At 49.5% G+C, this 23,998-nt stretch carries 19 protein-coding genes; 10 read left to right on the top strand and 9 right to left on the bottom strand.

Annotated features, from left to right (window positions below):
• Positions 1–139 precede the first annotated feature (139 nt).
• Positions 140–2,773 carry a T9SS type A sorting domain-containing protein gene (locus VLX91_17065; GenBank protein ID HUI31923.1) on the bottom strand — a complete coding sequence of 878 codons (2,634 nt, stop codon included), beginning with the start codon at positions 2,771–2,773 and terminating at the stop codon, positions 140–142.
• 556 nt (positions 2,774–3,329) lie between these two features.
• Here VLX91_17065 and VLX91_17060 point away from each other — a divergent pair.
• A complete protein-coding gene (locus VLX91_17060; protein ID HUI31922.1) occupies positions 3,330–3,722 on the top strand; it encodes a response regulator in 393 nt (130 codons plus the stop codon).
• A 205-nt stretch (positions 3,723–3,927) separates the two neighbouring features.
• Here the strand turns inward: VLX91_17060 and VLX91_17055 are convergent, their stop codons facing one another.
• On the bottom strand, positions 3,928–5,130 hold the full coding sequence (locus VLX91_17055; GenBank protein HUI31921.1) for a hypothetical protein: 1,203 nt from the start codon (positions 5,128–5,130) through the stop codon (positions 3,928–3,930).
• 294 nt (positions 5,131–5,424) lie between these two features.
• On the opposite strand from VLX91_17055, the gene VLX91_17050 reads away from it, so the two are divergent.
• Positions 5,425–6,645 carry a DUF1343 domain-containing protein gene (locus VLX91_17050; GenBank protein ID HUI31920.1) on the top strand — a complete coding sequence of 407 codons (1,221 nt, stop codon included), beginning with the start codon at positions 5,425–5,427 and terminating at the stop codon, positions 6,643–6,645.
• 160 nt (positions 6,646–6,805) lie between these two features.
• On the opposite strand, the gene VLX91_17045 is transcribed toward VLX91_17050, so the two are convergent.
• Positions 6,806–7,627 carry a hypothetical protein gene (locus VLX91_17045; protein ID HUI31919.1) on the bottom strand — a complete coding sequence of 274 codons (822 nt, stop codon included), beginning with the start codon at positions 7,625–7,627 and terminating at the stop codon, positions 6,806–6,808.
• Positions 7,628–7,982: 355 nt separating this feature from the next.
• On the opposite strand from VLX91_17045, the gene VLX91_17040 reads away from it, so the two are divergent.
• On the top strand, positions 7,983–8,831 hold the full coding sequence (locus VLX91_17040) for an SDR family NAD(P)-dependent oxidoreductase (protein HUI31918.1): 849 nt from the start codon (positions 7,983–7,985) through the stop codon (positions 8,829–8,831).
• Between the two features lie 16 nt (positions 8,832–8,847).
• Here VLX91_17040 and VLX91_17035 read toward each other — a convergent pair whose 3' ends face one another.
• The 6 genes from VLX91_17035 to VLX91_17010 form a co-directional block, all read right to left on the bottom strand.
• The gene (locus tag VLX91_17035) at positions 8,848–10,968 is read right to left on the bottom strand and encodes a bifunctional aldolase/short-chain dehydrogenase (protein ID HUI31917.1); all 2,121 of its coding nucleotides are present in this window, start codon (positions 10,966–10,968) and stop codon (positions 8,848–8,850) included.
• A 20-nt stretch (positions 10,969–10,988) separates the two neighbouring features.
• A complete protein-coding gene (locus tag VLX91_17030; GenBank protein HUI31916.1) occupies positions 10,989–12,464 on the bottom strand; it encodes a rhamnulokinase family protein in 1,476 nt (491 codons plus the stop codon).
• 96 nt (positions 12,465–12,560) lie between these two features.
• Positions 12,561–14,378, bottom strand: a complete 1,818-nt coding sequence (locus VLX91_17025) for an L-fucose isomerase (GenBank protein HUI31915.1) — start codon at positions 14,376–14,378, stop codon at positions 12,561–12,563.
• Between the two features lie 42 nt (positions 14,379–14,420).
• Positions 14,421–15,086, bottom strand: a complete 666-nt coding sequence (locus VLX91_17020) for a class II aldolase/adducin family protein (GenBank protein HUI31914.1) — start codon at positions 15,084–15,086, stop codon at positions 14,421–14,423.
• A 105-nt stretch (positions 15,087–15,191) separates the two neighbouring features.
• Positions 15,192–15,425 (bottom strand): hypothetical protein, encoded by a 234-nt coding sequence (locus VLX91_17015; protein ID HUI31913.1) that lies wholly within the window; start codon positions 15,423–15,425, stop codon positions 15,192–15,194.
• Positions 15,426–15,435: 10 nt separating this feature from the next.
• Positions 15,436–17,244, bottom strand: coding sequence for a sodium:solute symporter family protein (locus VLX91_17010; GenBank protein HUI31912.1), 1,809 nt, complete (start codon positions 17,242–17,244; stop codon positions 15,436–15,438).
• Between the two features lie 450 nt (positions 17,245–17,694).
• Here VLX91_17010 and VLX91_17005 point away from each other — a divergent pair, with 450 nt between their 5' ends.
• From VLX91_17005 to holA, 7 genes are all read left to right on the top strand, one after another.
• Positions 17,695–18,471, top strand: coding sequence for a (Fe-S)-binding protein (locus tag VLX91_17005; protein ID HUI31911.1), 777 nt, complete (start codon positions 17,695–17,697; stop codon positions 18,469–18,471).
• 41 nt (positions 18,472–18,512) lie between these two features.
• A complete protein-coding gene (locus tag VLX91_17000) occupies positions 18,513–19,886 on the top strand; it encodes a LutB/LldF family L-lactate oxidation iron-sulfur protein (GenBank protein ID HUI31910.1) in 1,374 nt (457 codons plus the stop codon).
• 3 nt (positions 19,887–19,889) lie between these two features.
• Positions 19,890–20,537: an LUD domain-containing protein gene (locus VLX91_16995; GenBank protein HUI31909.1), complete on the top strand. Its 648-nt coding sequence runs from the start codon at positions 19,890–19,892 to the stop codon at positions 20,535–20,537.
• 192 nt (positions 20,538–20,729) lie between these two features.
• Positions 20,730–21,374, top strand: a complete 645-nt coding sequence (locus VLX91_16990; protein ID HUI31908.1) for a hypothetical protein — start codon at positions 20,730–20,732, stop codon at positions 21,372–21,374.
• 26 nt (positions 21,375–21,400) lie between these two features.
• Positions 21,401–22,192, top strand: a complete 792-nt coding sequence (locus VLX91_16985; protein ID HUI31907.1) for an undecaprenyl-diphosphate phosphatase — start codon at positions 21,401–21,403, stop codon at positions 22,190–22,192.
• Between the two features lie 87 nt (positions 22,193–22,279).
• Positions 22,280–22,831, top strand: a complete 552-nt coding sequence (locus VLX91_16980) for a peptidylprolyl isomerase (GenBank protein HUI31906.1) — start codon at positions 22,280–22,282, stop codon at positions 22,829–22,831.
• A 149-nt stretch (positions 22,832–22,980) separates the two neighbouring features.
• A complete protein-coding gene (gene holA / locus VLX91_16975; GenBank protein HUI31905.1) occupies positions 22,981–23,997 on the top strand; it encodes a DNA polymerase III subunit delta in 1,017 nt (338 codons plus the stop codon).
• Position 23,998 lies beyond the last annotated feature (1 nt).

Below are 23,998 nucleotides of genomic sequence, written 5' to 3'. Positions count from 1 at the left end.
GTAATCCGGTTAAAAGTAAGCGATGTGGATTTTAGATTCAACGATCCGGAGATGAGATTTGACCTGCCCCCTTCTCTAATAACCTGTCCTGACGAAAGGAAGGACCAGAGAAGGGGGATAACAGGGTCAACTTCAGTTTCTACTTCATCAACATCAGTTTCTTTGTTGCGTTAAATGCACCGGCTTGTATCCGGTAGAAATACACGCCGCTGGCAAGATTGCTCCCGTCGAACCTAGCGCTGTATTCACCCGGGCTTTCCGTCTCGTTAACAAGTGTCGCCACTTCTCTTCCCAGTATATCGTATACCTTCAGAGTAACATGGCTGACCGATGAAAGCTTATAGTCGATAGTCGTTGTCGGGTTAAAGGGGTTAGGATAGTTTTGCAAAAGCTCGAAAGACCCGGCAACAGGCGGTCGATCTTTTACCGCAACGAGGTTGGGATTGTACCTGGCCAGGCAATACGATGGTTTATTTCCTGCGGTACTGAAATTGCCGCCGACATAAGTGTCGTTCCCGGCTGAAGCGATTGCATCGGACCCTAAGTTCAACCCGTCGCCAAGAGTTGAGAATGAGCTGTCTGCAATGCTCCACTCGACTACGTGGTTAGCATTAACGAGTCCGCTTGCCGTAAAACTTCCTCCGATAAAGAGGTTTGTGCCGTCGATTGCTAAAGCAGCCACATTGCCATTAACACCTGCCGCAAGAGGAGTCCACTGGTGTGTGTTCCACTTCGCAAGGTGATTGGCGGCGCTTCCGCCGGCATTCGCGAAGTTGCCTCCGACGAACACGGTGTCGCCATAAGCTGCCAATGCCTTTACGTCATTATCGACTCCGTTTGTAGGCGAGCCGAGTGCAGACCAGGTCGACCCGTTCCATGATGCAATGTGTGCTGCCAGGCTCCCTCCGGCATTTGCAAAATGACCGCCGAAATAAATCTCGCTTGTCCCGGAGGCAACTGCATACACAGTATTGTCGACGCCGGAGCCAAGAGCCGACCATGCCGTCCCGTTCCACTTCGCAACAAAGTTGGCAGAAGACCCACCTGCGTGTGTGAAGCCTCCACCAACATACAGGTCCGTTCCGAATGCGGCTAACGCATTAATATTGTTGTCGACTCCGTCATTCGGAGTCGTCCCGAGCGTGTTCCACTTCGTGCCGTTCCACATTGCAATGTGGTTGGCCGGGAGGCCTCCGGCATGAGTGAATCCTCCTCCCGCATATACATTACTGCCGGACACCGCAATGGCATCAACGTGACTGTCAACTCCGTTCGCTGTCGTAGTCCCGAGCGAAGACCATGTCGAAGTGCTCTTGTTGAAAACGGCAATGTTGTTCGCCACTATTGATCCCGCAGTGGGGAAATATCCTCCGACATAAACGTTGGAGCCGCTCAGTGCGAGCGCAAAAACGTTTCCGCCCGGAGCGTTCGTTGAACCGCCTAATGACGACCAATTCGTGCCATCCCAGCGTGCTATTCCAAAGGCGCTTGACCCGCCCGCGGTAGTAAGTTGCCCCGGCAGATAAAGTTTTCCGTTGGCAACAGTACCCCACCAAAGCTGGCCGTTGCTGCCTACAGTTGTACCTGAGCCCAGCGCAGAATACGTATTAGTGGACGTATCTATTTCCACGACATTGTTAACAGTGACTAAACCTGCTGTTGTGAATGAACCGCAGGCATAGAGCTTGTTGCCGAACCACATGAGACCGATCACCGCGCCACTTACTCCGGATCCAACGGCACTCCATGAAGTTCCGCTCCACTTTGCGATTCCATTCACGGTTGTGCTACCTGCAGTCGTGAAGGCACCGCCGAGGTACATTGAGTTTCCTGCAAGGACGATCGAGTTAACAATGCCATTGAGATCTGTCTTAGAGGTCCCGACGTGGCTCCAATTCGTCCCGTCCCACTTTGCGATGTAATTTGCCGTATCACCTCCTGCATTCTTAAAATATCCTCCGGCGTACAGGTTTCCACCGTTGATCGCGAGAGTGTAAACCCAACTGTCGACTCCCGATCCGAGAGTGTGCCATGAGGATCCATCCCATCTTGCGATGTAATTTGCAGCGGCTCCGCCCGCGTGAGTAAACTCTCCGCCAACATACAGGTTGCCCCCGACATACAACATGGCCGCGACCCAATTATCGACTCCATTGCTTGTGCCGGAACCGAGCGCCGTCCATGTTCGTGTTGCAGTGTTGTAATCCACTATGTCGTTCGCCGCAACGCCGCCTGCCGAGCTGAACGATCCGCCGATATAGATATCGTTGCCATTTACAAGTATGGAAGCGACACCGGTGCCGCTTACGCCGCGGTCCGGGCTTGTCGTATCGAGCGCCGACCATGTGTTAGTGGTCAAGTTATATGCTGCTATGCCGTTGGCGACGACATGGCCGGCATTGCCAAACATGCCACCGACATAGAGCGTGTCTCCGTTCACCGCAGCTATATAAGCTAATCCACCGACTCCGGCAACGGTGAACGACGGATCCCAGTTTTTATCGTTGGGATCGGACGCGGCCTGTATGAATCGTGGTGCGCCATCCTTTCCTGTAACCATCGTGTATCCATGGGCATCGAAGCTCCCTTGTGTCGCAGAAGCTCTTATGCTTCCGTCGGGATTTAGAATGGATTGGATGGAACGGGAAGTCGGAGATCCCAAGGGTGGTGATTGTGCGGATGCTGCCGTCGCGAAAAGTAACAGTGTGAAAGCAGCAAATACAAAGTAGAAACGGTTCGAACAAACGCACCGTGTTTCGGTATGGTTGTTCATTTTGCCCTCCTTTTTGTTTTATTTACGTGCTTATTGAGTTTGCCCCTCTTTCTGCTCTACTGTCAAGTTCTCTCTTCGGCTCCAATTTGGTTGACCACCATGATAAATGCAAACGGCGAGCTTGCTCAACTCAGTTCGTCGTGAGTTTACTCACAAACTCTAATAAGTCGTCCGGTTGTCATTCAGTCCGGCGCGTCGGACACATTGTTTGAACCTGTGCTTGAGTGTACCTATCGGACTGGCATCGCCAACTCCCTTTTATCCAACCGCAGCGAGATTCCTAAATTTGAATTCACCAAAGAGGAAGCCGCCTGATCTGGATCGAACCAACCCTGTATTTTGAACACTGCAATTGGAAGAATTTACCTGTAGTCCTTCCGATCTTTCCAAAGCCATCTCGCACCATATGTCTAAATGAACATAAATCAATGAATTATGTCCGCGTTATCCTCACACTAAGGACTATTTATTCGTGGCATTGTTTTCGCAGTGAAAGGAATTGGAGAGCAAAGGTTCGCATTACATTACAAATGTTGGAAATGGAGGTGTCTCTACTGTGGAAACAATACTTGTAGTCGAAGACAACGAAGAAATTGCAGCACTTTTAAAGTTCAAGCTGACGCATTCGGGGTACCAGGTCGTTCAAGCGGAAAATGGGAAGGCGGGCCTGGAGGTGGCCAAACGCAGCCGGCCGGATTTGATAATACTCGATGTAATGATGCCTATTATGAACGGTCTGGAGATGATGAAAGCTTTAAAAAGTGACGAAGCTCTTAAAGCAATTCCGGTGATAATACTTACGGCACTGTCGAACGAGTCGGAAATAGTCGAAGGTCTCGATCTCGGTGCGGATGATTACATCACCAAGCCCTTCAGGGTACAGGAATTTGCTGCTCGAGTAGGCGCGGTACTCGCGAGATGCCAAATATCTAATCACTCACAGCCTTGAAAAGGCGTAACGAATAATCTCCCTCACCCCGGCTCATTCCCGGGCAGGCTCAATCCTCTCCCATCAAGGGAGAGGTACTATTTATACCCCATGGCACAAGTGTACTGAGGGGCCGGCTATCGGCTCGTGCGGCCATAGGCAAACGCAAGTATAGGAACGGGAGTCTGGTTATTCCTCCACGCTGCATTTCCGTTCTGCGTTTAGATCAAAACTTCTGTATTGTTTGGCCCAGCGCATCACGAATCGTCTGGGAAAGGTTGCTTGCATTGAGAGCTTGCAGCTGCGACTTGATACTGCTCTTGAGTTCTTTGCTGCTGTTTGCGGAGAATGCCCCGATAACATAAAGGCATAACCCCTGCGCAGATTCGGAGCTTGACTGTTGAAACGCCTGGATAACGTACTTGGTGCTCCTCGCATCCTGGAGATTATGGAGCAGCGTCGCCATGTAGTTGCTCTGCAGCTGGTCGCCCGTGCGAATCAAATCTGCCGCCTTTTCGTAGAATGGATCCGCGAAAATCTTGCGGTATAGTGGAGAAGCAGAGAACAAAGCTAACGAATCGAAATCCGACAGCGCGAGCGCGTAGAGTCCGGCATTCGAAACCCGTCCGCCGAGGAGAGCATTTCTTAGACTGTCCGCAACAATCTTCATTACGTCAGATCCGCCATTTGTCAACAGCTGCCGGATTTGAAGCTGCACACGAGCATATTTCGGTTCCGTCAATCTCTCAAGAAGAATTCCGACCGAATCAGGTCTGACTGAGCTCTGCTGTACGCGGCCATACCAAGCCGGGGGGAATAACAGATTTCCCGAAAACATATTCATAGACGAGAGCTGTGTACCTGATGTATCGAGGTAGTCGATTTTTACTTTCACAGTCGCCGGGATTTCGGTCAATGCCAGCTTAACCTCGTTCCCTGTACGGTGATTCAAGAGTGTCCGCGGAGTCGTTCTTATGGCCCCTTTTTCAAGAAAGCCATCCATGAGCGTGAAGGTACGCTGTTGATCCATATCCTGCCGGGGTACTTTCAGGATCCAGTGAAATTCACATTCGGTTGGTACCATGGGATTGGGAAAATCTTTAGTAACAAAAAGCGACTGACCGGATAATGAATACTGGCCTACGGTATCGACCACTACATTCCCGCCGGATCCTGTCAGAACACCCTCTATCTCGATATCCGCCGACCAAACCGAGTCCCAAATTTCCGGGGCGAATAGCTTAACCGATCCGACAAGGAAATACAGGACGAAGACCACGAAGACTCCTACCTGAACCGGTCGCGGCATCCTTATAAAATATTTGTCTATGAAATTGGCGATCCAATTGAATGGTGGCGGAAGCGAGCTCGCGGGCCCCGCGTCGCTCTGTGAGTCCGAATTTCTTTTCGTTCTCTCCGTGTCAGACATGATTCATCCTCCTTCTTTTTTTAAACCGCACCCATGCTATCCTCGAAATTATTGCGGCCGCACGGAAATGTACCATGTCTCGTCCGTAATATCAATAATTATTTAACAGGATATTTGTCGTCCTGCGGAGTTCCTCATCCCGAAGTGATCCCATCAGGACAACGACAGCCATGGTTCCGGTGCAGGCTCGAAACAGCACTTGATTCTCCAAAGAACCTCCTGTTGATTATTTGCTGAAAATATCTTAGCGTTTTAGACAGGATTCGTTTAATCAAAAAGGGAGAGCGTAAGAGTATGAAATTTCCGGCAGCAGCGATTTTGTTAAGCCTCATTCTGCCGGCAGCATCGCTGTGCCAGGATGTGGTGAAGACCGGCGACGAAGTGTTTGTTGAAGACGACCTTCCGACAATAGTAGGAAAGAAGGTCGGCATCATCACCAATCAGAGCGGCGTGCTGCAGGATGGAAGAGACATCATCGACGTGCTGGCATCGGTGGCCGACTCCGTCGTTGTCTTTTCTCCCGAACATGGGTTGAGCGGAAACGCATCTGCTGGTGCGCCGGTGAATAACGGAGTGAGAGCCGGCGTACGTGTGTATTCCCTGTATGGTGAGACGCTCAAGCCGACACCCGAAATGCTGAAAGGGATCGATCTCCTGCTCTACGACATCCAGGATGTCGGTGCAAGGTTCTATACATATATCAGCACTCTCGATCTGACTCTCGAAGCCGCGGCAGAGAACCATATCAGGTATATCGTGCTCGATAGGCCAGATATGATCCGGTCGGACCTCATCGATGGGCCTGTGCTGGAAGATTCGCTGCGATCATTCGTCGGCATACAACCGATCCCGAGCGTTTACGCCATGACGGCAGGCGAGCTTGCGTCAATGTTCAACGGCGAGCACATGTTGAAAAACGGCGTGCAGGCGGACCTGAGAGTCATCAGGATGCAGAATTATCGGAGGAGGATGTGGTACGATGAGACCGGACTGAAGTGGATCACGCCATCACCGAACTTACCTGACATGAATTCAATAGAGGTCTATCCGGGAGATGTGGTGATCGAGGGAACGAACCTTTCGGAAGGACGCGGCACAGATCATCCTTTTACATCCGTAGGTGCGCCTTTCATAAATTCCCAGACGCTTGCCGATCTCCTCAACGGTCAGGGTCTTGCGGGCGTCGAATTCGAGCCGACAGATTTCACACCGCAATCGCGTCCATCGGCTGCCAATCCGAAGTACAACCGGCTGCTGTGCCATGGCGTCGAAATAGACGTGACCGACAGAGACGTTCTGAGACCGGCAGAGATGGGAGTGACGCTTGTGTGGGCAATCAACAAATTGTATCCGGACGAGTTGAAGTTCAACGATGCGGATTTCGACAGGCTCTGTGGAACAAAAGATGTTCGGCTTGGTATCCTTGCGGGAAAAACACCGGAGGAGATCTTCGAGGGGTGGTCTAAAGGGCTGAAGAGGTTTCAGGATACAAGGGAAAAGTATTTGCTGTATTGAGCGGCAAAAAGTCCTATCCCAAAGGCACCGGTCTTTTAATGAAGTTTACGGCATCTTAATCCGATAGGCCGCTCGCGAAGGGGGACGCTTTCACAATGAGCGAAGTTGTCAGACTCCTCGTCACCGTGGATTCCATTTCGACAATCACGGAAGTGCGCTCCTATTTCACCAAAGAGACATCGTATTTTATTTTTTGACTCATCGGAATAGACATCCCGTTTTCTCCAGCCGTCGACATGGTAAAGTTTTGAGTCGATGCGCCGACACTTTTCATCACTTTTCCTCCGGCGCAGTCAAATAGAAAGCTGCCCGTGATCGTTCCGGTGCCCTCAGCCGAAACATAGTTTGCTTGAATAATGAGCGATCCGGTCATGGTATACTTTCCTGTAAACTCGATTCTTGCACACGAGACGCCGCCGACATCTTCCATCTCCGTCAATTTGTAATGTATCTTTCCTGCGATTACAATGCTTCCATCCTCGCCGGTTCCCGGGGCGCCGGTGGTGTCGGATTTATCCTCTGTCCATGTCGCACCTACGTCGGCGCTTGTGGACGGCAGCCGGAAGAAGAATCCCCCGATGTTATTCAAGCTTGCCGCCGACGATTTGGCAAATTGTGTGTCAGCCCACTCGCTGGAAAGCTCTTCGCCGTTGGGAAGGAGCCGTGTCCTGACGACCTTTCCAATGGTGATCGATGGGACCTTCTCTGTCTTTCCACCCGGCAGCGTAATCTTATTCTCCGCAGTATCGACAGTCACCGAAAAGACTAATACACTATCGGCCTTTGCGCTGGTCATGCTGAGAGTCTGAGATGAAACTAGTGTAACTTTGATCTTCTGGCCGTTCACGGTTTGGACAGTCTCCATGCTGCTGTGATATCTATAATGGACCGGAGTCGGACCGGTAGATTTGTACTCCAGCTTGTGTGCCCCACCGACCGCCATCAAGAATGCGGCCGAAAAAACAACTCCCACGAATTTCATTTTTCCTCCATTATTCGATTGTGTTTTATGGATTTACCGAGTCGAAGTCTTTTCCGCAATTCACGTTTCCAGTCCACCCGTCCGTGTCATCCCTTTGGATCTGAGCACCTTGAACCTTATCAAGATAGCAATCATTCCAAACATTGGCAAGTATGAAGGGATCTGCGCGAATTAAATGGAACTACACATGATATCAGATGTTTACATTCGTGAATGTGAAGATGAAAAACATAACGGTACGCACTGCAGATGAGGATTTATGTCCCGGATGTTGTGACGAGTCGAATATTATCCTTCGTGAGTTACGATACACATTTTGACTGAAACCTTCCTGAAAATTAAGTTTGAAAGAGATATGACACAAGATCTGTTGAGCAAAGTAGTATTAATAACCGGCTCTACTGCCGGCCTGGGTATGTTGACAGCGCAACATATAGCGTCCCGGGGAGCCACAGTTCTCCTGCACGGTCGAAACCGGCAGAAAGGAAAAGAAGTGTTGTCGGCAATCAAAGAGTCAACGGGGTCTAAGAAGCTCGAATATTACAATGCAGATTTATCATCTCTTGATGAAGTAAATGCCATGGCAGAAAGTGTCCTCGCAGAACACAAAGAACTCCATCTTCTCGTGAATAATGCCGGCATCGGCGGCGGACCCCGAGGTACCGGGAACAGGGAGCTGAGCCGTAACGGCTATGAGTTGAGATTTGCAGTGAACTATCTTTCGCATTTTCTTCTGACACACCGCCTGTTGCCGCTCATCAAGGCAAGCGCTCCTTCTCGAATCATCAACGTGTCTTCGATCGGACAGCATAATATAGATTTCGGCGACGTCATGCTCGCAAAAAGCTACGAGAGCTTTCGTGCCTACAGGCAGAGCAAGCTGGCACAAATAATGTTCACGATTGATCTGTCGGAGGAGCTTAAGGGAACGGGAGTCGTAGTGAATTGCCTGCATCCGGCGACTCTAATGAACACCAATATGGTTTACGAATTTTTCGGAAGCACAATGAGCTCGGTCGAAGACGGGGCCGAAGCGCTTGAATATGTCGCACTCTCGGAAGAAACCGGGAAAGTCACAGGTACATATTTCGACGGGAAAAGGAAATCCAGAGCGCTTGATCAGGCATACGATCCCGATGCGCGCAGGCAGCTCAAAGAGTTGAGCGAAAAGCTTTGCGGGATTTCGACCGAGACCGCTCGCTGACGCTGCCGTTGACGGCCTATCTCACGAATGCCGCAGCCACTCCGCCGTCGACATTCAGGACATTGCCTGTCGACTTGTCCAACAGTCCACATACGAAAGCGAAACAGGCATTAGCGATATCTTCCGGATTGATGATTTCGTTCAAGAGAGTTCTCTTCGCATAGAATGAGGGCAGCTCTTTCACCTTCACGCCATAAGCTTTAGCGCGTCCTTCGGCCCATGCCCCGCTCCAGATTTTGCTGTCCGTGATCACCGCGTCCGGATTCACGATGTTTACTCTAATCCTGTCTTTGCCAAGCTCGGCTGCGTTGAGCCGGCTGAGATGAAGTTGCGCTGCTTTGGCAGATCCGTATGCCGCGTTATTCGGTCCGCTGACAAGCGCGTTCTTGCTGACGATATTCAGGACGTCGCCGCCGAAGTTCTGCTTGCGCATGACTTCCACACCCTTTTGTGTCACAAGAAATTGCCCCTTCACCATCACGTCGTACTGGATGTCCCAATCCTTCTCCGTGTGCCCTTCCAATGGCTTTGAAATGGAAAGACCAGCACAGTTCACGACTATGTCTACTCCGCCAAACGCTAACGACGCCTCATCGAACAGTTCTTGTACGTCGGATGAATTAGTAACATCGACCGTATCGGCGATGAACACGTCTCTTCCATATTTCTTCGAGAACTCAGCCTTTGCACCTTCGAGTCTTTGTTTGTCGTTGTCGCAGATGATCACGCACGCGCTCTCTTTCACAAACTTCTCGGCGATCGCCTTTCCAATTCCGCCCGCGCTCCCGGTTATCAATGCTACCCTGCCGGATAATGGTTTAGGTTTCGGCCGTCGTGCAAGTTTAGCTTCCTCCAACAGCCAGTATTCGATGTTGAACGCTTCCTGTCTCTTGAGTGCGACGTAGTCTGAGATTGCCTCGGCACCTCTCATCACGTTAATCGCATTAACGTAGAACTCGGCTGCGACTCTTGCCGTCTGCTTGTCCTTTGCGAATGTGAACATACCGACGCCGGGCTGTAATATCACTACAGGATTAGGATCACGCATGGCAGGGCTGTCGGGATGCTTGCATTTGCCGTAATATTCCGAATACATTTTTCTGTAAGCCTCGAACTGAGGAGCAATCCTTTCTTTTGCCTCCCCGACATCCCTCATTGTCCGGTCGGTTTTCAATTTGAGGACCAGAGGTCTGATCTTCGTGCGCAGAAAATGGTCAGGGCAGCTCGTGCCCATCTCCGCCAGTCTATCGAGATTTTTCGAATTGACAAACTCAAGCACCGCTTCTTCATCCGTGAAGTGGCCGACCATCTTAGTCTGCGAAGAACAATAGCCTCTCAGAATCGGCGACAGCCATGCGGCACTCCTCAACCGCTCCTCTCTGGCAAGCGACTTAACTTTCACTCCACCGAACACTGAGCGTTGCTTGCGGACTTTTTCATTTATGTACTCGGCGCATTTTTCAATGACATCCAGAGTATTCACATAGCATGAATATGAAGTGTCGCCCCAGGTAAATAGGCCGTGCGAGGCGAGGATGAGCCCGCGGCTTCCGGAATGTTCATCTACAAATTTTTTGAGCTTCAGAGCCAAATCGAAGCCGGGACGCTGCCATTCTATCCAGCCTACCATGCCGCCGAACAAATCCGTGATAATCTTTTTCCCGTCCTTCGAGGCGGCGATCGCGATGGCTGCGTCGGGATGCATGTGATCGATGTGTTTGAAAGGAAGAAAACCATGGAGCGGCGTATCGATCGACGGGGCCTTCGAGTTGAGATCGAATATGCAATGGTTGAAGAGCTCAACCATTTCATCTTCATGTTTGATGCCCCGATAGATATTCTGCAAATTCCTGAGCCGATCGACATAGAGCGCAGCCAGGCCGCTCTTAGTCATGGTTCCAAGGTCTCCGCCCGATCCTTTCACCCACATGACTTCCACATCTTTTCCCATCAGCGGATCCTTGCCGACGGCTTTGCATGAGGTGTTTCCGCCGCCGTAGTTTGTGATCCTGAGGTCCGTCCCCAGGAGGTTTGAGCGGTAGACCAATAAGGCCACTTCGTCTCCGCTGAGCTCGGACGCTTTCGCTTCGCTCCATAAATAACTTACGTTTTTAAAACTGTTCTGATTTAGTGCCATGATGTTTACCTGTTATTCATTCAGAAACTGAACGGGATTCTTTCATACACCTCACCCCACTTCTCCGATTGTTGAGGAAAGTATTTCTTCAATGGGAACGATTTGCCGCCAATTTTCCTGCCTTCTTCAAGTGAATTGACCTTTCCGCTTGACATCGCCTGTACCAGTATATTCCCGAGCGCCGTCGCCTCGACGGGTCCAGCGACCACAGGAATATCGGTGGAATCCGCGGTGAATTGGTTTAACATCTCGTTTTGACATCCGCCGCCGACGATATGCAGTTTTTCAACAGGACGGCTCGTGATCTGTCTTATCTTTTTCAACGCCGATCTGTAGCTGAAAGCCAGACTCTCAAATATACATCGGACAATTTCGCCTTTTGTTTCAGGACACGGTTGATTTGTCTTCTTGCAGAAGTCAACGATCGCCACCTGCATGTTCGGAGGATTCAAGAACGAATTGTCGCTCGGATTCACAAGACACTTGAACTCCTTCGTATCACGCGCCATCGCTGCAAGTTCATCATAGCTATATTGGTCGCCTTTCTTCTCCCAGCTCCTTCTCACTTCCTGCAGCAGCCACAAGCCCATGATGTTTTGCAAAAAAGTTATTTTCCCTCCGACTCCGCCTTCGTTTGTGAAATTACTCGAGCGAGAGAGTTCGTTGATGATCGGCTGTTCCGCTTCGATGCCGATGAGCGACCAGGTGCCGGAGCTGAGATATGCCCAATGTCCTTCGATAGCCGGTACGGCCGCAATCGCACTCGCGGTATCATGGCTCCCGACCGCGACAACGTTGATTCTTCTTTTCATACCCGACTCTTTCATAATTGAGGGCAGCGGCGTGCCAATTACCGTTCCTGGCTGGACGACCTGAGCCATGATATCTATTGGCAAATCGAGTTTAGAAAAGATTTCTTTGTCCCATTCCTTCGAGCTCGCACTCAGCATCTGGGAAGTGGAGGCAATGGTGTATTCGGAAAATTTGTTCCCCGTCAGAAAATAATTCATCAGGTCCGGCATGAAGAGGAGTTTGTCGAATCCGTCGACCCTCCCGCCGGACTGCTGCTTCACACTATACAGCTGATAAAGTGAATTAATCTGCATGAGCTGGATGCCCGTTCTTGCGTAGATTTCTTCCCCCGAAATTCTCTCGAAAACTTTTTCCATCATTCCATTTGTTCGTGAATCCCTGTAAGTAAATGGAGAGTCGACTGCGCCATCTTCCCTTTTCACGAGTCCGAAATCCACTCCCCAGGTATCGATGCCTAGAGACTCGATGTCCTCGTGTCCTTTTTGCACCGCAAGCCGGAGCGACTTCTTAATTTCTTTGAACAAGGCGACGGCATCCCAATGGAGATGACCCGAAACAACTATGGGGATATTAGGAAACCTGTGGATTTCTTCGAGATGGATGTTTCGGTCATTCAAAACTCCGACGAAAGCTCTTCCGCTTTCAGCGCCGAGATCTACAGCGAGAAACTTCGAGACAGACATGGAGCTAGCCGGCTCTGTCCTTGTTTCCCCGCAAAGTACACATGGCAGACACGATTCCTTCAATGCTTTGCAGGAATATTCTTCGAATCAGTTTCATCAGCCTTTCCCGTAGAGCGGTCCGAAATTTTTGCACGCTCTGAAATCGGCACCTTCCAAGTCTTGCGTCCCGAAGCCACTCCACGCACTCGGCCTGTAAATTCTTTCGTGAGAAACGTTGTGCATGTTCACCGGGATACGAAGCATCGAGGCCAGCGTTATGAGCTTATGACCGATGTGTCCATAGCTTATCGCACCATGGTTGGCTCCCCAGTTTGCCATGACCGAGTAAACGTCGGTGAACGCCCCTTTCCCGGTCAGTATCGGAGCAAACCATGTCGTGGGCCAGGTCGGATTCGTTCTACGGTCGAGTTTTCTATGGACGGCGGCGGGGAGATCAATCGTGAATCCTTCGGCGATCTGAAGGACGGGGCCCAGTCCCTTTATAAGGTTTACTCGACTCATTGTAACGGGCATTTCGCCTTCGGTCAGAAACTGCGAAGAGAAGCCGCCTCCTCTGAAATATTCCCTGACAGCAGGACACCATTTCGTTGCCTCGAGACAAGCAACAACATCTTCTGAAGTGATCTCCCAGAAAGGTTTCATCACAGGTTTCCCTTTCAAGCGCTGTCTGCCGGTTGCATCGAGCGAAGTTGAGCCTGAGTTGATGAGATGCAGTATCCCGTTTGCTGCTCTCCCCTTCAATGATTTTCCCGTCACTCGTTTTACGGACGCAGGACTCCAGTAAGTCCGGACATCGGAGAATATCTGCGCAGTGTCGGCGAGAAGATGCCCGAAGAGCATAGCTGTACCGTTCAGGCTGTCGTTCTCAGTTGCCATCACGAACGGCTCGCGAATCCCGTTCCAATCGAACGATGAGTTCAGTATCGCTTCGAGAAAATCTCCGTTCGGGAAATGGTCGGTCCATTGACGTTGTCCCTGAAACCCGGCGACTATCGCGTTGTGACCCATCGACTCTTCCTTAAAGCCAAGCTGCGCAAGCTTCTCGTTGCCGACCATCAAATCCTTGGCTATGATGGCCATCTTTACCACAGTTTCCCATTCATTATCTTTTCTTTGGCGCGAAGCACGGTCCTTCTCCAGGTTGACATCTTCACCTTCTTTGCAGTATGACTTTGTCCACTCTAAAGCTTTTCTGTATTCATCCCGATCGAATATTCCTTCGTCAATTCTCCTTACGAGCTCGGACATATCCACCGATTCGTTTCTCATACCGAGATAGTCGGCAAAAAAATCAGGACTGACTACGGAACCCACGATGCCCATCGACGTTCCACCGATTGAGAGATATGACTTGCCTCTCATCTCAGCGACGGCGAGTCCGGATTTGGCGAATCGCATAAGCTTCTCTTTGACATCGTCCGGAATTCGAGAGTCCGACATGTCCTGAACGTCTTTGCCATAAATGCCAAATGTCGGCAATCCTTTTTGCGAATATCCCGCGAGGGCTGCAGCAAGATATACGGCCCCGGGCCGCTCGGTCCCGTTGAATCCCCAGACAGCCTTAGGAACCAATGGATCGGAATCCATCACCTCAGTTCCATAGCACCAGCACGGAGTTAGGGTAAGCGAAACTCCGACTCCCTCACGCGCGAACTTCTCGGCAGCTTCTGCCGCCTCGGCTGCACCTCCGATCGTCTGATCGGCAATCACGCACTCAACGGGCAATCCGTTCGAATGACGGAGACTCTCCGTCAAGAATTTTGCCGCATTCTTTGCCATTTGCATCGTCTGATTCTCAAGAGACTCGCGAACGCCTTTTCTTCTTCCGTCTATCACTGGACGAATACCTATTTTCGGCATGCTTCCCCGAAGGCGCTTTACGGGTATGTTCATTTTTATAATCTGTTTACTCATTAGATATTCCTCCTATACTTTGTCGTCCACGAGCTTCTGCATTTACTCCAGACTTAAATCTTTTCGTGCGCCGAATTTTTCCCGAAGCGGAATCAGCTTTTCGACCTGCTCAGGCGTAAGTGTATTCACATTTCCGAGGAGATGCGCGATGAATTGAATCTTCGCGAGGTGCTCCAAAGTCTCCATTTTATCGTAAGCATCCATGACGCTGTTGCCTACGGTAATCGCTCCGTGATTAGCTAAAAGAAAAGCATCATGGTCTTTTAATTTTTTATGAATCTGGTCGTAGAGATCGCTGTGACCCGGTGTGCCATAATCGACGATCGGAACAACTCCAAGTCTGATAATTACTTCCGGCAAAATCATCTTGTCGAGCGGAACTCCCGCAACTGCGAAGCCGGTCGCGTACGGCGGATGAGCATGACACACACTGTTGACGTCGCGTCTATCTCTGTAAATCTTTACGTGGAAGTCGCACTCCGATGATGGCTTCCTCTTCCCGGTGATCAGTTTACCTGTCATGTCGATTATGCTGAGGTCGCTCGTCTTCATAGAGCCTTTGCGCATCCTTGTTGGAGTTATCAGCACTCGATTCTTGTTGATGCGTGCGCTGATATTCCCGTCATTCGCGGCAATGTAGCCGCGTTCGTACAGTTTTATTCCGATCTCTGTGATTTCTTTTCTAAGCCGATCAACGTTCTCTTTCAAAATGTAATTCCTTTATTCATTTTATATTCTGAATTCAAGAATCCTTACAGATCACGGTAGCTGACTGCAAGGAGTCACTTTCAATTCTCTTGACCCGCACATTTCTCAAGTTTCTGTTCCTTTGTTCGTCCTGAAAGGCCAGTACTTGATAGCATAAATCAATCCCAGAACCAGCAGTAATGCCCCCCACCAGATATCCGAATGGAGGTCTGACAGCGCCACTTGATGTGCCAGCGGAACAAGCCAGTAATATATCCCTGATGCGACAATCAATATTCCGTAGACGGTCAACAGTGCTCCAATAAAAAACCAGATTTCTATTCGTCTTAGTTCTTTCATCGCATCCACCTCACCAGAAAATAATATTGACGCCAATAAGGACGCACAAAACGACAGCAGCCCAGAACTTCGGATGCCTGTACCATGGAGATGGACCCTCGTTTGGAATCTTCGTCATACCGTAGACGAGGTCCTTCAATTCTTCGTCAGACTTGGGTCTAGTGAACACGCTCACCAATACTGTCACTCCCATGCACACGAGAAGCGACCATAGAGCACTGTACATGTTGACGGCCATATCCTGTGCCAGCGGAGACAGAGCGATGTATTGCACATGCACCGGATTGAGTTGAGTAGGATCGAAGTGCCCCGGAAAGACGTGAACGTAAATAAACTCGCAGATTGAAGTCAGGATCCCTGCGAGGAATCCCCAGAATCCCGCGGCAGACGTAGCCCGTTTCCACAACATGCCGAGTATGACGACGCCAAATAGAGGAATTATAAAAAACATGACGAGTACTTGCAGATAAACCAGGATGTTGCTGAAAAGCTTTGCGGCGTACGCAGTAAGGATCGCGATGAACACCCCGATAATTGAAGACCAGCGTCCCATGCTGACGTAATGGGCATCAGTTGCATTTCTATTGATTAGCGGCCGGTAGACATCATAAGTCCATACTGTCGAAAACGCGCTCACGTTTCCTGCCATGCCGGACATAAATCCTGCTACCATCGCGGTGATCCCGAGACCGAGAAGACCCGGCCCGAGGTAACGCGCCATCATGAGCGGGAGTACTTCATTGTAGCTGTGACCGCCCGTCGTCTGGGCAACGCTTTCCGGCACCAAGACGATTCCCGATTTCTTTGTCAGAACGGCAAGTCCCAGTAATCCGGGAATTGTTACGATCAAGGGGACCATCATTTTCAAAGCAGCTCCGATGATTGTCCCGTTCTGTGCCGCTTTCAGGCTCTTCGCAGCCATGACGCGCTGCACTTGAAGAAAATCGGTACACCAGTATCCGAACGACACGGCGAGGCCTAATCCGAACACCATCCCTGTCCAATGCATTCCCATCGGATTGTTTGCCGCGGAACCGAGGTTTGCCCATAAGCTGGTGAAGTTTTCTCCGGGATGCTGCGCATTGATGGCCTCCATCATCTTGCTCCAGCCACCGGCTTCGATCAATCCAAGTATGGGAATCAGCAGCGTACCGAGCCAGATAAGAAAGAACTGCATGACTTCATTGAAAACGGCTGAGAGCAGCCCGCCCAATGCAACATAGACAGCAACGGTGATCGATGATACCCAGATGCAGACATCAAAGTTCCACCCCAGCAACATCTGCATGATCTTCGCCATCGCAAACATGTTGACACCACAGACGAGAACGGTCATGAAGGTGAAAGAGATTCCTGCAAGAGAGCGGCTTGCCTCTCCATAGCGCAGCTTCAAGTACCCCGGCACAGAATGAGTTCTTGATATGTAATAGAAGGGCATCATCACGATAGCAAGGAACAGAATCGCCGGAATTGCTCCGATCAGATATGCATGTGCGCCTAACATACCATACTGGTACGACATGGCGGACCAGCCCATAGTCTCGAGCGAACTGAGGTTCGCCGAAATAAAACTGAGACCGGCAACCCATGCGGTTATCTTACGGCCAGCCATGAAGAATTCTTCGCCCGTACTGGTGTATTTCCTCAGATAAAACCCGATTAGAAGCACGACCACGAAATAGAGGATGATGATAATCCAATCGACCGGCGCCATAGACAACAATCGCGGAGCGTTGCTGCCTAAAGTCCCCGCAAACGCTGATGTATTCAGAAAGGTTAACGCAAGAATACTAAGTACAAGTCGCTTCAAGTGTCGCATTCATCATCCTTTCCGGCAATTGAACATTTCATTTTGGGTTCGCGCGGAAGTCACTCATAATTCAGACGATTCGCAGAAATAAAAAAACAAACCTCTCTTTTCTTTCGATCTCATCGAACAAAAGCAGATCGTATGCAAGATTAATAACTGTCCATGCGCTAAACACTCGAGTAAGAAATTAAATTACCCTTCCTGAATTATCAAGTGTTAACGTTAACTTCGCAGGTTCTGCGTCCTCCGGCAGTAGCGACCTTCGTCTGACGGGAATTTGCTCTTTCCAATTTAACTCGTTGCCTACCGACTTCACAACCGGTCCAACTCTGCAGGCAATTCTTAATTCCATATGAAGCAATCTCCAAATTTGTACAAAAGACTCCCTTCGGAGTGACACATTGTGATCCCGTCAAAAGTAAATTGTATTTTCCTCGTCCGAAGCATATATTTTTGCCGATGCAAATCCGTGTTTTTCTATTTGTTCCATGTTACATCGACCAGTTCTTCCCAAACGTCGCCGAGAGCACTCTCAGGATTCTGAAACATCTTGGTTGCGAGGTAATTTTTCCCGAGGATCAGACATGCTGCGGTCAACCTGCATACAATTCCGGTTACTTCGAGGAAGCCCGGCTGATGGCGATGCACGAAGTGAACGCATTCCTGCGATTCAAATCCTCTATTGAAGGTAAGAACATTGAATTTGACGTCCAGCGTGACTACATCGTCGGTCCATCAGGATCCTGCGTTGCAATGATGCGCAACTTCTATCCGGCTTTGCTTTCTGACGACTCTCAGTTTGCGGACACAATAGGAAAGTTTACATCTAGAACATTCGAGTTCACCGAGTTCATAAACAGAGTCATCAAAGTGGACAACTTCAGGGGCCGTATGAACGCAGTAGTATCGTACCACGATTCATGTCACAGCCTGCGAGAGCTTGGGCTAAGAGAGGAAGCGCGAAATATTCTGAAGAGAATAGATGGACTGAAATTAGTCGAGCTCCCTTACAGCGACGTCTGCTGCGGATTCGGCGGGACGTTCGCAGTGAAGTTTCCCGAGATATCGACCGCTATGGCTGATGAGAAGCTGAAACACCTCGATTCGACGCGCGCCGATATCCTCGTATCGGGCGACATGAGCTGTCTGATGCACTTACAAGGTCGTGCCAAACGCATTGGGATGAGCCAGCGTTTCGCGCACATATCCGAGATAATGTCAGAAAGTATAAAATGAGCCGCACAGCACAAGAGAAGAAGAGGGCGGAATAATTGCCGATGGCGCTCGGGTCTAAACATTTCAAAGAATTGTACAAAAGAGAATTTGAGAATGATCAGCTTCGAGGTAATTTAAAGAAGGCAACTATTCAAGCGGTCGATAAACGTGAGGAGTCGTTCGCGGAGGTCGACTTTCCGTTCCTGCAAGATCAAGCGAAAAAGATTAAACAAGAATCCATCTCTCACCTGAACGAGTACTTGTCCCGGTTCGATGACATGGCACAGAGGAACGGATGCAAGTTGTTTTATGCTCAATCCCCGGACGAGGCAAAGGATTATGTACTTGAGGTTGCAAGAAAATTCGATGCAAAGACGATCGTCAAGTCAAAATCGATGGTGACGGAGGAAATCGAGCTGGTTCCATTTCTCGGAGAGCATGGCATCGATGCCGTGGAGACCGACCTCGGCGAATATATCGTGCAACTCGCCCACGAGAAGCCGTCTCACATAACGACACCTGCAATCCATAAGTCGCGAAGAGAAATTGCTGAGCTGTTCCATGAGAAGATCGGCTCGGAACTAAACAGTGATCCAAAATTTCTGACGGCCGAGGCACGAAAAGTTCTTCGTGAAAAATTCCTCGGCGCGGAAGTGGGGATTTCAGGTGCAAACTTTCTAATCGCGGAGACAGGCGACGTTGTCGTTGTTGAAAACGAAGGCAACGCACGCCTTTCAACATCTTCGGTGAAGGCGCATGTCGTCGTAACCGGCATTGAGAAGGTCATCCCGAAATTTTCCGATTTGAGAATCTTCATGAGAGTTCTCGGCCGTAGCAGCACGGGACAAAAGCTCACAAGCTACATATCGATCATCCGGGGACCAAGGACAAAAACAGAAAAAGACGGACCTGAAGAGGTTCACATCGTTCTATTAGATAATGGAAGAAGCGGTTTGCTGGGCACGGAATATCAGGATGTCCTCCATTGTATCAGGTGCGGTGCTTGTTTAAATGTCTGTCCGATATATCGCAATATCGGCGGCCATGCTTATGGCTCAGTTTATCCCGGCCCGATCGGCTCTCTCGTCACGCCGTTGTTCTATGGTTTGGAAACTGCTCGCGACCTTCCATTTGCATCTACGCTCTGCGGCAATTGCGCGGAAGTCTGCCCGGTCGGCATTGAGATACACCACCATCTTCTTTCGCTCCGGCACGAAATGATACTGGCAAAGAAGCCGTGGATGGAGAGACTGATTTTCAGGAATTTCAGGAAGGTGATGCTCAGACCGAGGCGCTATGAATTCATGGGAAAAGTCGTCCGCCTTTTTTCTATGGCGAACTTCCTTAAACCCTTCATGAAAAAGTGGACTGCATATCGGGAGATTCCGGAGCGTCCACCTTCATCTTTCAGAGAAATCTATAGAAATAATAAGTAGGCCATGAAAGATAGTCGGGAAAAGATTTTTGCCGCGATAAGACACGGACTCAGGGAGTCAAAAAAGTTTGTTGCAATAAGAAATGATCGGTCCCCTTTAAAGAGAATATTGAATGGTGGCTTCGCATCTCTTTTTGAAAAATTTAACTCAGAGTTGAAGAGCCTCGGCGGCGAAGCGGTAGTTTTCGACGATGAAAAGGACGCTTCGAAATTTATTTCAGGCCACGCCGGAGAACGTCTCTTTGTGTATGACGAGGCTCTATCGGGTCACGAACACCTTATCGATGAAGTGAGTGTACCGGTCAGTATGTCATCAAATTTCAATTTCGGCTACGATAAACGGGACGCTGCCGTGTTTGATTCGGCATTATCGTCATGCATTGCATGTATCGCGGAAACGGGAACGGTCGTCACCTCAAATAACATGAGACTTCCCGCTGCCCTTGCAACGAAATTGTTCGTCATTGCCGAATCACGTTCGTTGATTCCGTCTCTCGACGATTTGTTCAAGGATGAATACAAAGATTTCAAAGGGAGCAATTTGTTTTTAATCAGCGGACCGAGTCGAACTGCAGACATTGAGAAGGAACTCGTCACAGGCGTTCACGGCCCCAAAGAAGTGTACGTAATCTTCATTAACAAAAATGAGTGAAATAAAATGCGCGGACATCATAGAGAGCGACGGGGCGTTTTCCACTCTCACATTTTGGATAGTCACTACTGAGGTCTTAGTTTAGGCAGAGAAGTGAGCCATATCCATTCTGCAGATAATTAATTCGAATTCCGGAGACGCAGTTTTTACTTTTTGATACATCGAAGCGTCGCAAACACGAAAGAAAAATTCATGAGTAAACACATCATAGGATTAATTCTAATATTTGTTGCTGCCTCTTCGCCACCCACGGAGGCCCAGGATTTCTCAGGTGCGGCGAGCGTAGGCATCGAGTATTATGACGCCCCGTCCCTGTCTCAGTATTTTTCGGCTACGACGGGAAATCAAACCCCAGGCACATATACCACTTCCGTTCAATTGGAGGCCGCGGTCGAATATTTCGTTGCGACTGATTGGGCATTGGGAATTGAGTATGCTTATCTCACCAACCAATCCAACGGCAATGGCCTGCAGATCGGTTATTCCTACTCCCTTCCGACAATTACAGTAAGAAGAGTCGTGACCGGAGATAACTACTATCTCAGGTTCGGCGGCGGGATAGGCTACCATTTTTCATCTTTGGGCCAGGATGTTCTTGCTTATGGAAGCACAACAAACTATTCTTCGAGCGGACTCGGTCTTAAGTTTGATGCGGCGCTGGACTCAAAGTTAGGAGAAAATCTCTACGCGAGAGTTGATGCTGATGCGCGCGCCGAATTTACCGGGATTCTTAAGACGAAAGACGGAACCCCGCTAAGAATAGCTGTCACTTCAGCCGAGGTTAACTCAGATTTTTCCGGTGTTGGAATCGCGCTCGGTTTAGTATATTACTTTTGACTGAATACGAATTGTGAGGAGATATTGTGAATCACAGCATCACGAGCATAATATTGGGAATAATCGAAGGCATTACGGAATTCTTGCCGATCTCCAGCACCGGTCATCTGCTTATCGCAGAGAAACTGGGTTTAGGACATCGCTCGGATTTATTCAACGTCGTCATTCAAGCGGGAGCTATTCTCGCAATAACGATGGTATACTGGAAGCGGTTATGGTCGCTCGCAACGGGATTCTCCCGGCCGGAGAACCGCGATTATGCCTTCAAGCTTCTCGGCGCATTTGTGATTACAGGTATACTCGGTCTTATCGTCTCCAAGATGGGTTTCGAATTGCCAACCGCAATCACGCCGGTTGCGTGGGCCCTCCTGATCGGGGGAATATGGATCATCTTCGCAGAGTGGATCGCCGCCGGGAAGGCAGATACGGTCGCGATAACATGGAACGTCGCGGTCGCCGTGGGTGTGGGACAGATAGTTGCTGCAATTTTCCCCGGTGCTTCGCGCTCCGGAGTAACAATCTTTGCAGCGATGCTTCTCGGCACAAGCAATCGGGCCGCGGCGACGGAGTTCACATTTCTTGTCGGCATCCCTACTATGTACGCTGCAAGCGGCAAGTTTTTGTGGGATGCTTATAGACACGGCGGCGGAGAGAATTGGAGCGATCTCGGAATCGCATTTGTCGTCTCAACAATCACAGCCTTCCTCGTCGTGAGGTGGCTGTTACGTTACATTAAATCCCATCGCTTCACGATTTTCGCAGTCTATCGAATCGCTCTCGGGCTACTATTGCTTATGTTCTTTAGAGGACAGCCATGATGGAAGCGCTCACGCACGAGAGCTCCACAAAGAAAAAGTTTTTTGCTCGGACTTTTTTAATAATACATAAGACGCTGTGAGGCAGACATGAAATCGGTTTTCCTACCATTTCTTATTTCACTTCTCATTGTCGGTTGCAGCACGAAAGGACAAAATGTGATACTAGAAACGAACTACGGTATAATCGAAATAAAGCTTTACGATGACGACGCGCCGGTTCACAGCGAAAACTTTCGCAAGCTTGTCGTCCAGGGATTCTACGACAGCCTTCAATTCCATCGCATCGTTCCGGGTTTTGTGATCCAGGGTGGTGATCCAAACACGAGGACGCAGAACAAGCTTAAATACGGCGAGGGCGGACCCGGATACACTCTTCCTGCAGAGATTGGGAAACCACATTTAAGAAGCTCAGTTGGAATGGCACGCGAAGGAGATCAAGTGAACCCGCAGCGCAGATCCAGCGGAAGCCAGTTTTACATCTGCATACAAAATATCCCGCATTTGGACGGGCAATATACCGTGTTCGGAGAAGTCGTGAAAGGAATGAACGTCGTCGACGGCATCTCTGTTCAACCGCGCGACGGGCAAGATGTGCCATTAAAGCCGGTTTATATTCTGAAAGCCTATCTTGAAAAATAAGCTTCAAACAGCAAGTTACACGGTCCAAAGAAGCTCCAAATTTCCAAGACAAGACTTCAAAAGGGAAGGCAATGAATTCGAGCTCGAATACCGGAACCTGGAATCTGAAATTTGTTTCGACCTAAGTATTTGGAACTTTGGGCCTGTCTATGAGTGACTTCAAGAAATTTGCTGCTGCGGTAACAAGGAAAAAATTCGAGAAGATCTACTTCATCCATGGCGATGAAGATTATTTCGTCTCCAAGGCTTCCGACCTCCTGATCGAGAATGCCGTCGAACCGGGCGAGCGGTCTTTCAATCTGGATATCTTCGATGGAACAGAGACGACATCCGAAGCGATTCTTTCATCGATGCTCAGCTTCCCTTTTGTGGGAGCGCGCAGGCTTACGCTCATCAGAAGATTTGATAAGATGGATAAGAAATATCGTCTTGACGTGGCCGACCACATCCTGGATTTGCCCGATACGAATATTCTCTGTATCATCGCGGGCGAAATAAAACTATCGGAGGAACCGTACAAAAAACTTTCTGCCGTCGCCGAGACACTTACATTCAACAGACTTAAGGGCGCCGATCTTTCTGAATTCGTATCGGAGACAGCTGCATCTCTTGGCAAGGAGCTGAGCGCCGGAGCCGTCGAACTGCTGATAGATTTCACCGGAGATTCAGTCGGTGATTTGTCGGCAGAATTGGAGAAGCTCAACCTTTATGTCGGCGACAAAAAGAATGTTGACATAGATGATATCACTGCCGCAGTTGGAAAGTCGAGAACATTCAACTTCTTCGAGCTTCAGCGTGCGATCGGACAGCGTAATTCAAAACGAGCTCAGGAAATCGCTTCGAAGATGCTTGAGAACGGAGAGAAGCCCGTTTATATAAACTTCATGCTCTCGCGCTATTTCTTGAATCTTCTTCAAATGAAGCATCTCGCCGCCAAGGGAATAAATTCGAAGGATATCTCGACGGACGTTTTCGGGAAATGGAATCCATTTATTAACGAGTACACGTCGGCAGCAAAAATCTTTTCGATAAAGGAAATCAAAGATGCCCTGGCATCACTCCTCGATGTCGACATGAGACTGAAGACCGGCGGCTACAGCGATGTGGATGCCATGGTGGTAGTGATATCAGAAATAACAGGCAAAGCGGCATCTTCTAAAGTTTGAA

This window comes from Candidatus Acidiferrales bacterium, from assembly GCA_035515795.1.
Lineage (GTDB): Bacteria > Bacteroidota > Ignavibacteria > Kryptoniales > JAKASW01 > JAKASW01.
Note: the sequence above shows the minus strand (reverse complement) of the source record. Positions and strands in the feature narration are given on the sequence as shown.

What these genes read in the sequence shown, in the direction of transcription:
- VLX91_17055 (HUI31921.1), bottom strand. Translation starts at nt 5,130, where the DNA reads ATGTCTGACACGGAGAGAACGAAAAGAAATTCGGACTCACAGAGCGAC.
- holA (HUI31905.1), top strand. Translation starts at nt 22,981, where the DNA reads ATGAGTGACTTCAAGAAATTTGCTGCTGCGGTAACAAGGAAAAAATTC.
- VLX91_17035 (HUI31917.1), bottom strand. Translation starts at nt 10,968, where the DNA reads ATGGCACTAAATCAGAACAGTTTTAAAAACGTAAGTTATTTATGGAGC.
- VLX91_17000 (HUI31910.1), top strand. Translation starts at nt 18,513, where the DNA reads ATGGCGCTCGGGTCTAAACATTTCAAAGAATTGTACAAAAGAGAATTT.
- VLX91_17045 (HUI31919.1), bottom strand. Translation starts at nt 7,627, where the DNA reads ATGAAATTCGTGGGAGTTGTTTTTTCGGCCGCATTCTTGATGGCGGTC.
- VLX91_17040 (HUI31918.1), top strand. Translation starts at nt 7,983, where the DNA reads ATGACACAAGATCTGTTGAGCAAAGTAGTATTAATAACCGGCTCTACT.
- VLX91_17005 (HUI31911.1), top strand. Translation starts at nt 17,695, where the DNA reads ATGCAAATCCGTGTTTTTCTATTTGTTCCATGTTACATCGACCAGTTC.
- VLX91_17010 (HUI31912.1), bottom strand. Translation starts at nt 17,244, where the DNA reads ATGCGACACTTGAAGCGACTTGTACTTAGTATTCTTGCGTTAACCTTT.
- VLX91_17015 (HUI31913.1), bottom strand. Translation starts at nt 15,425, where the DNA reads ATGAAAGAACTAAGACGAATAGAAATCTGGTTTTTTATTGGAGCACTG.
- VLX91_17025 (HUI31915.1), bottom strand. Translation starts at nt 14,378, where the DNA reads ATGAGTAAACAGATTATAAAAATGAACATACCCGTAAAGCGCCTTCGG.
- VLX91_16990 (HUI31908.1), top strand. Translation starts at nt 20,730, where the DNA reads ATGAGTAAACACATCATAGGATTAATTCTAATATTTGTTGCTGCCTCT.
- VLX91_17065 (HUI31923.1), bottom strand. Translation starts at nt 2,773, where the DNA reads ATGAACAACCATACCGAAACACGGTGCGTTTGTTCGAACCGTTTCTAC.
- VLX91_16980 (HUI31906.1), top strand. Translation starts at nt 22,280, where the DNA reads ATGAAATCGGTTTTCCTACCATTTCTTATTTCACTTCTCATTGTCGGT.
- VLX91_16995 (HUI31909.1), top strand. Translation starts at nt 19,890, where the DNA reads ATGAAAGATAGTCGGGAAAAGATTTTTGCCGCGATAAGACACGGACTC.
- VLX91_17050 (HUI31920.1), top strand. Translation starts at nt 5,425, where the DNA reads ATGAAATTTCCGGCAGCAGCGATTTTGTTAAGCCTCATTCTGCCGGCA.
- VLX91_17030 (HUI31916.1), bottom strand. Translation starts at nt 12,464, where the DNA reads ATGTCTGTCTCGAAGTTTCTCGCTGTAGATCTCGGCGCTGAAAGCGGA.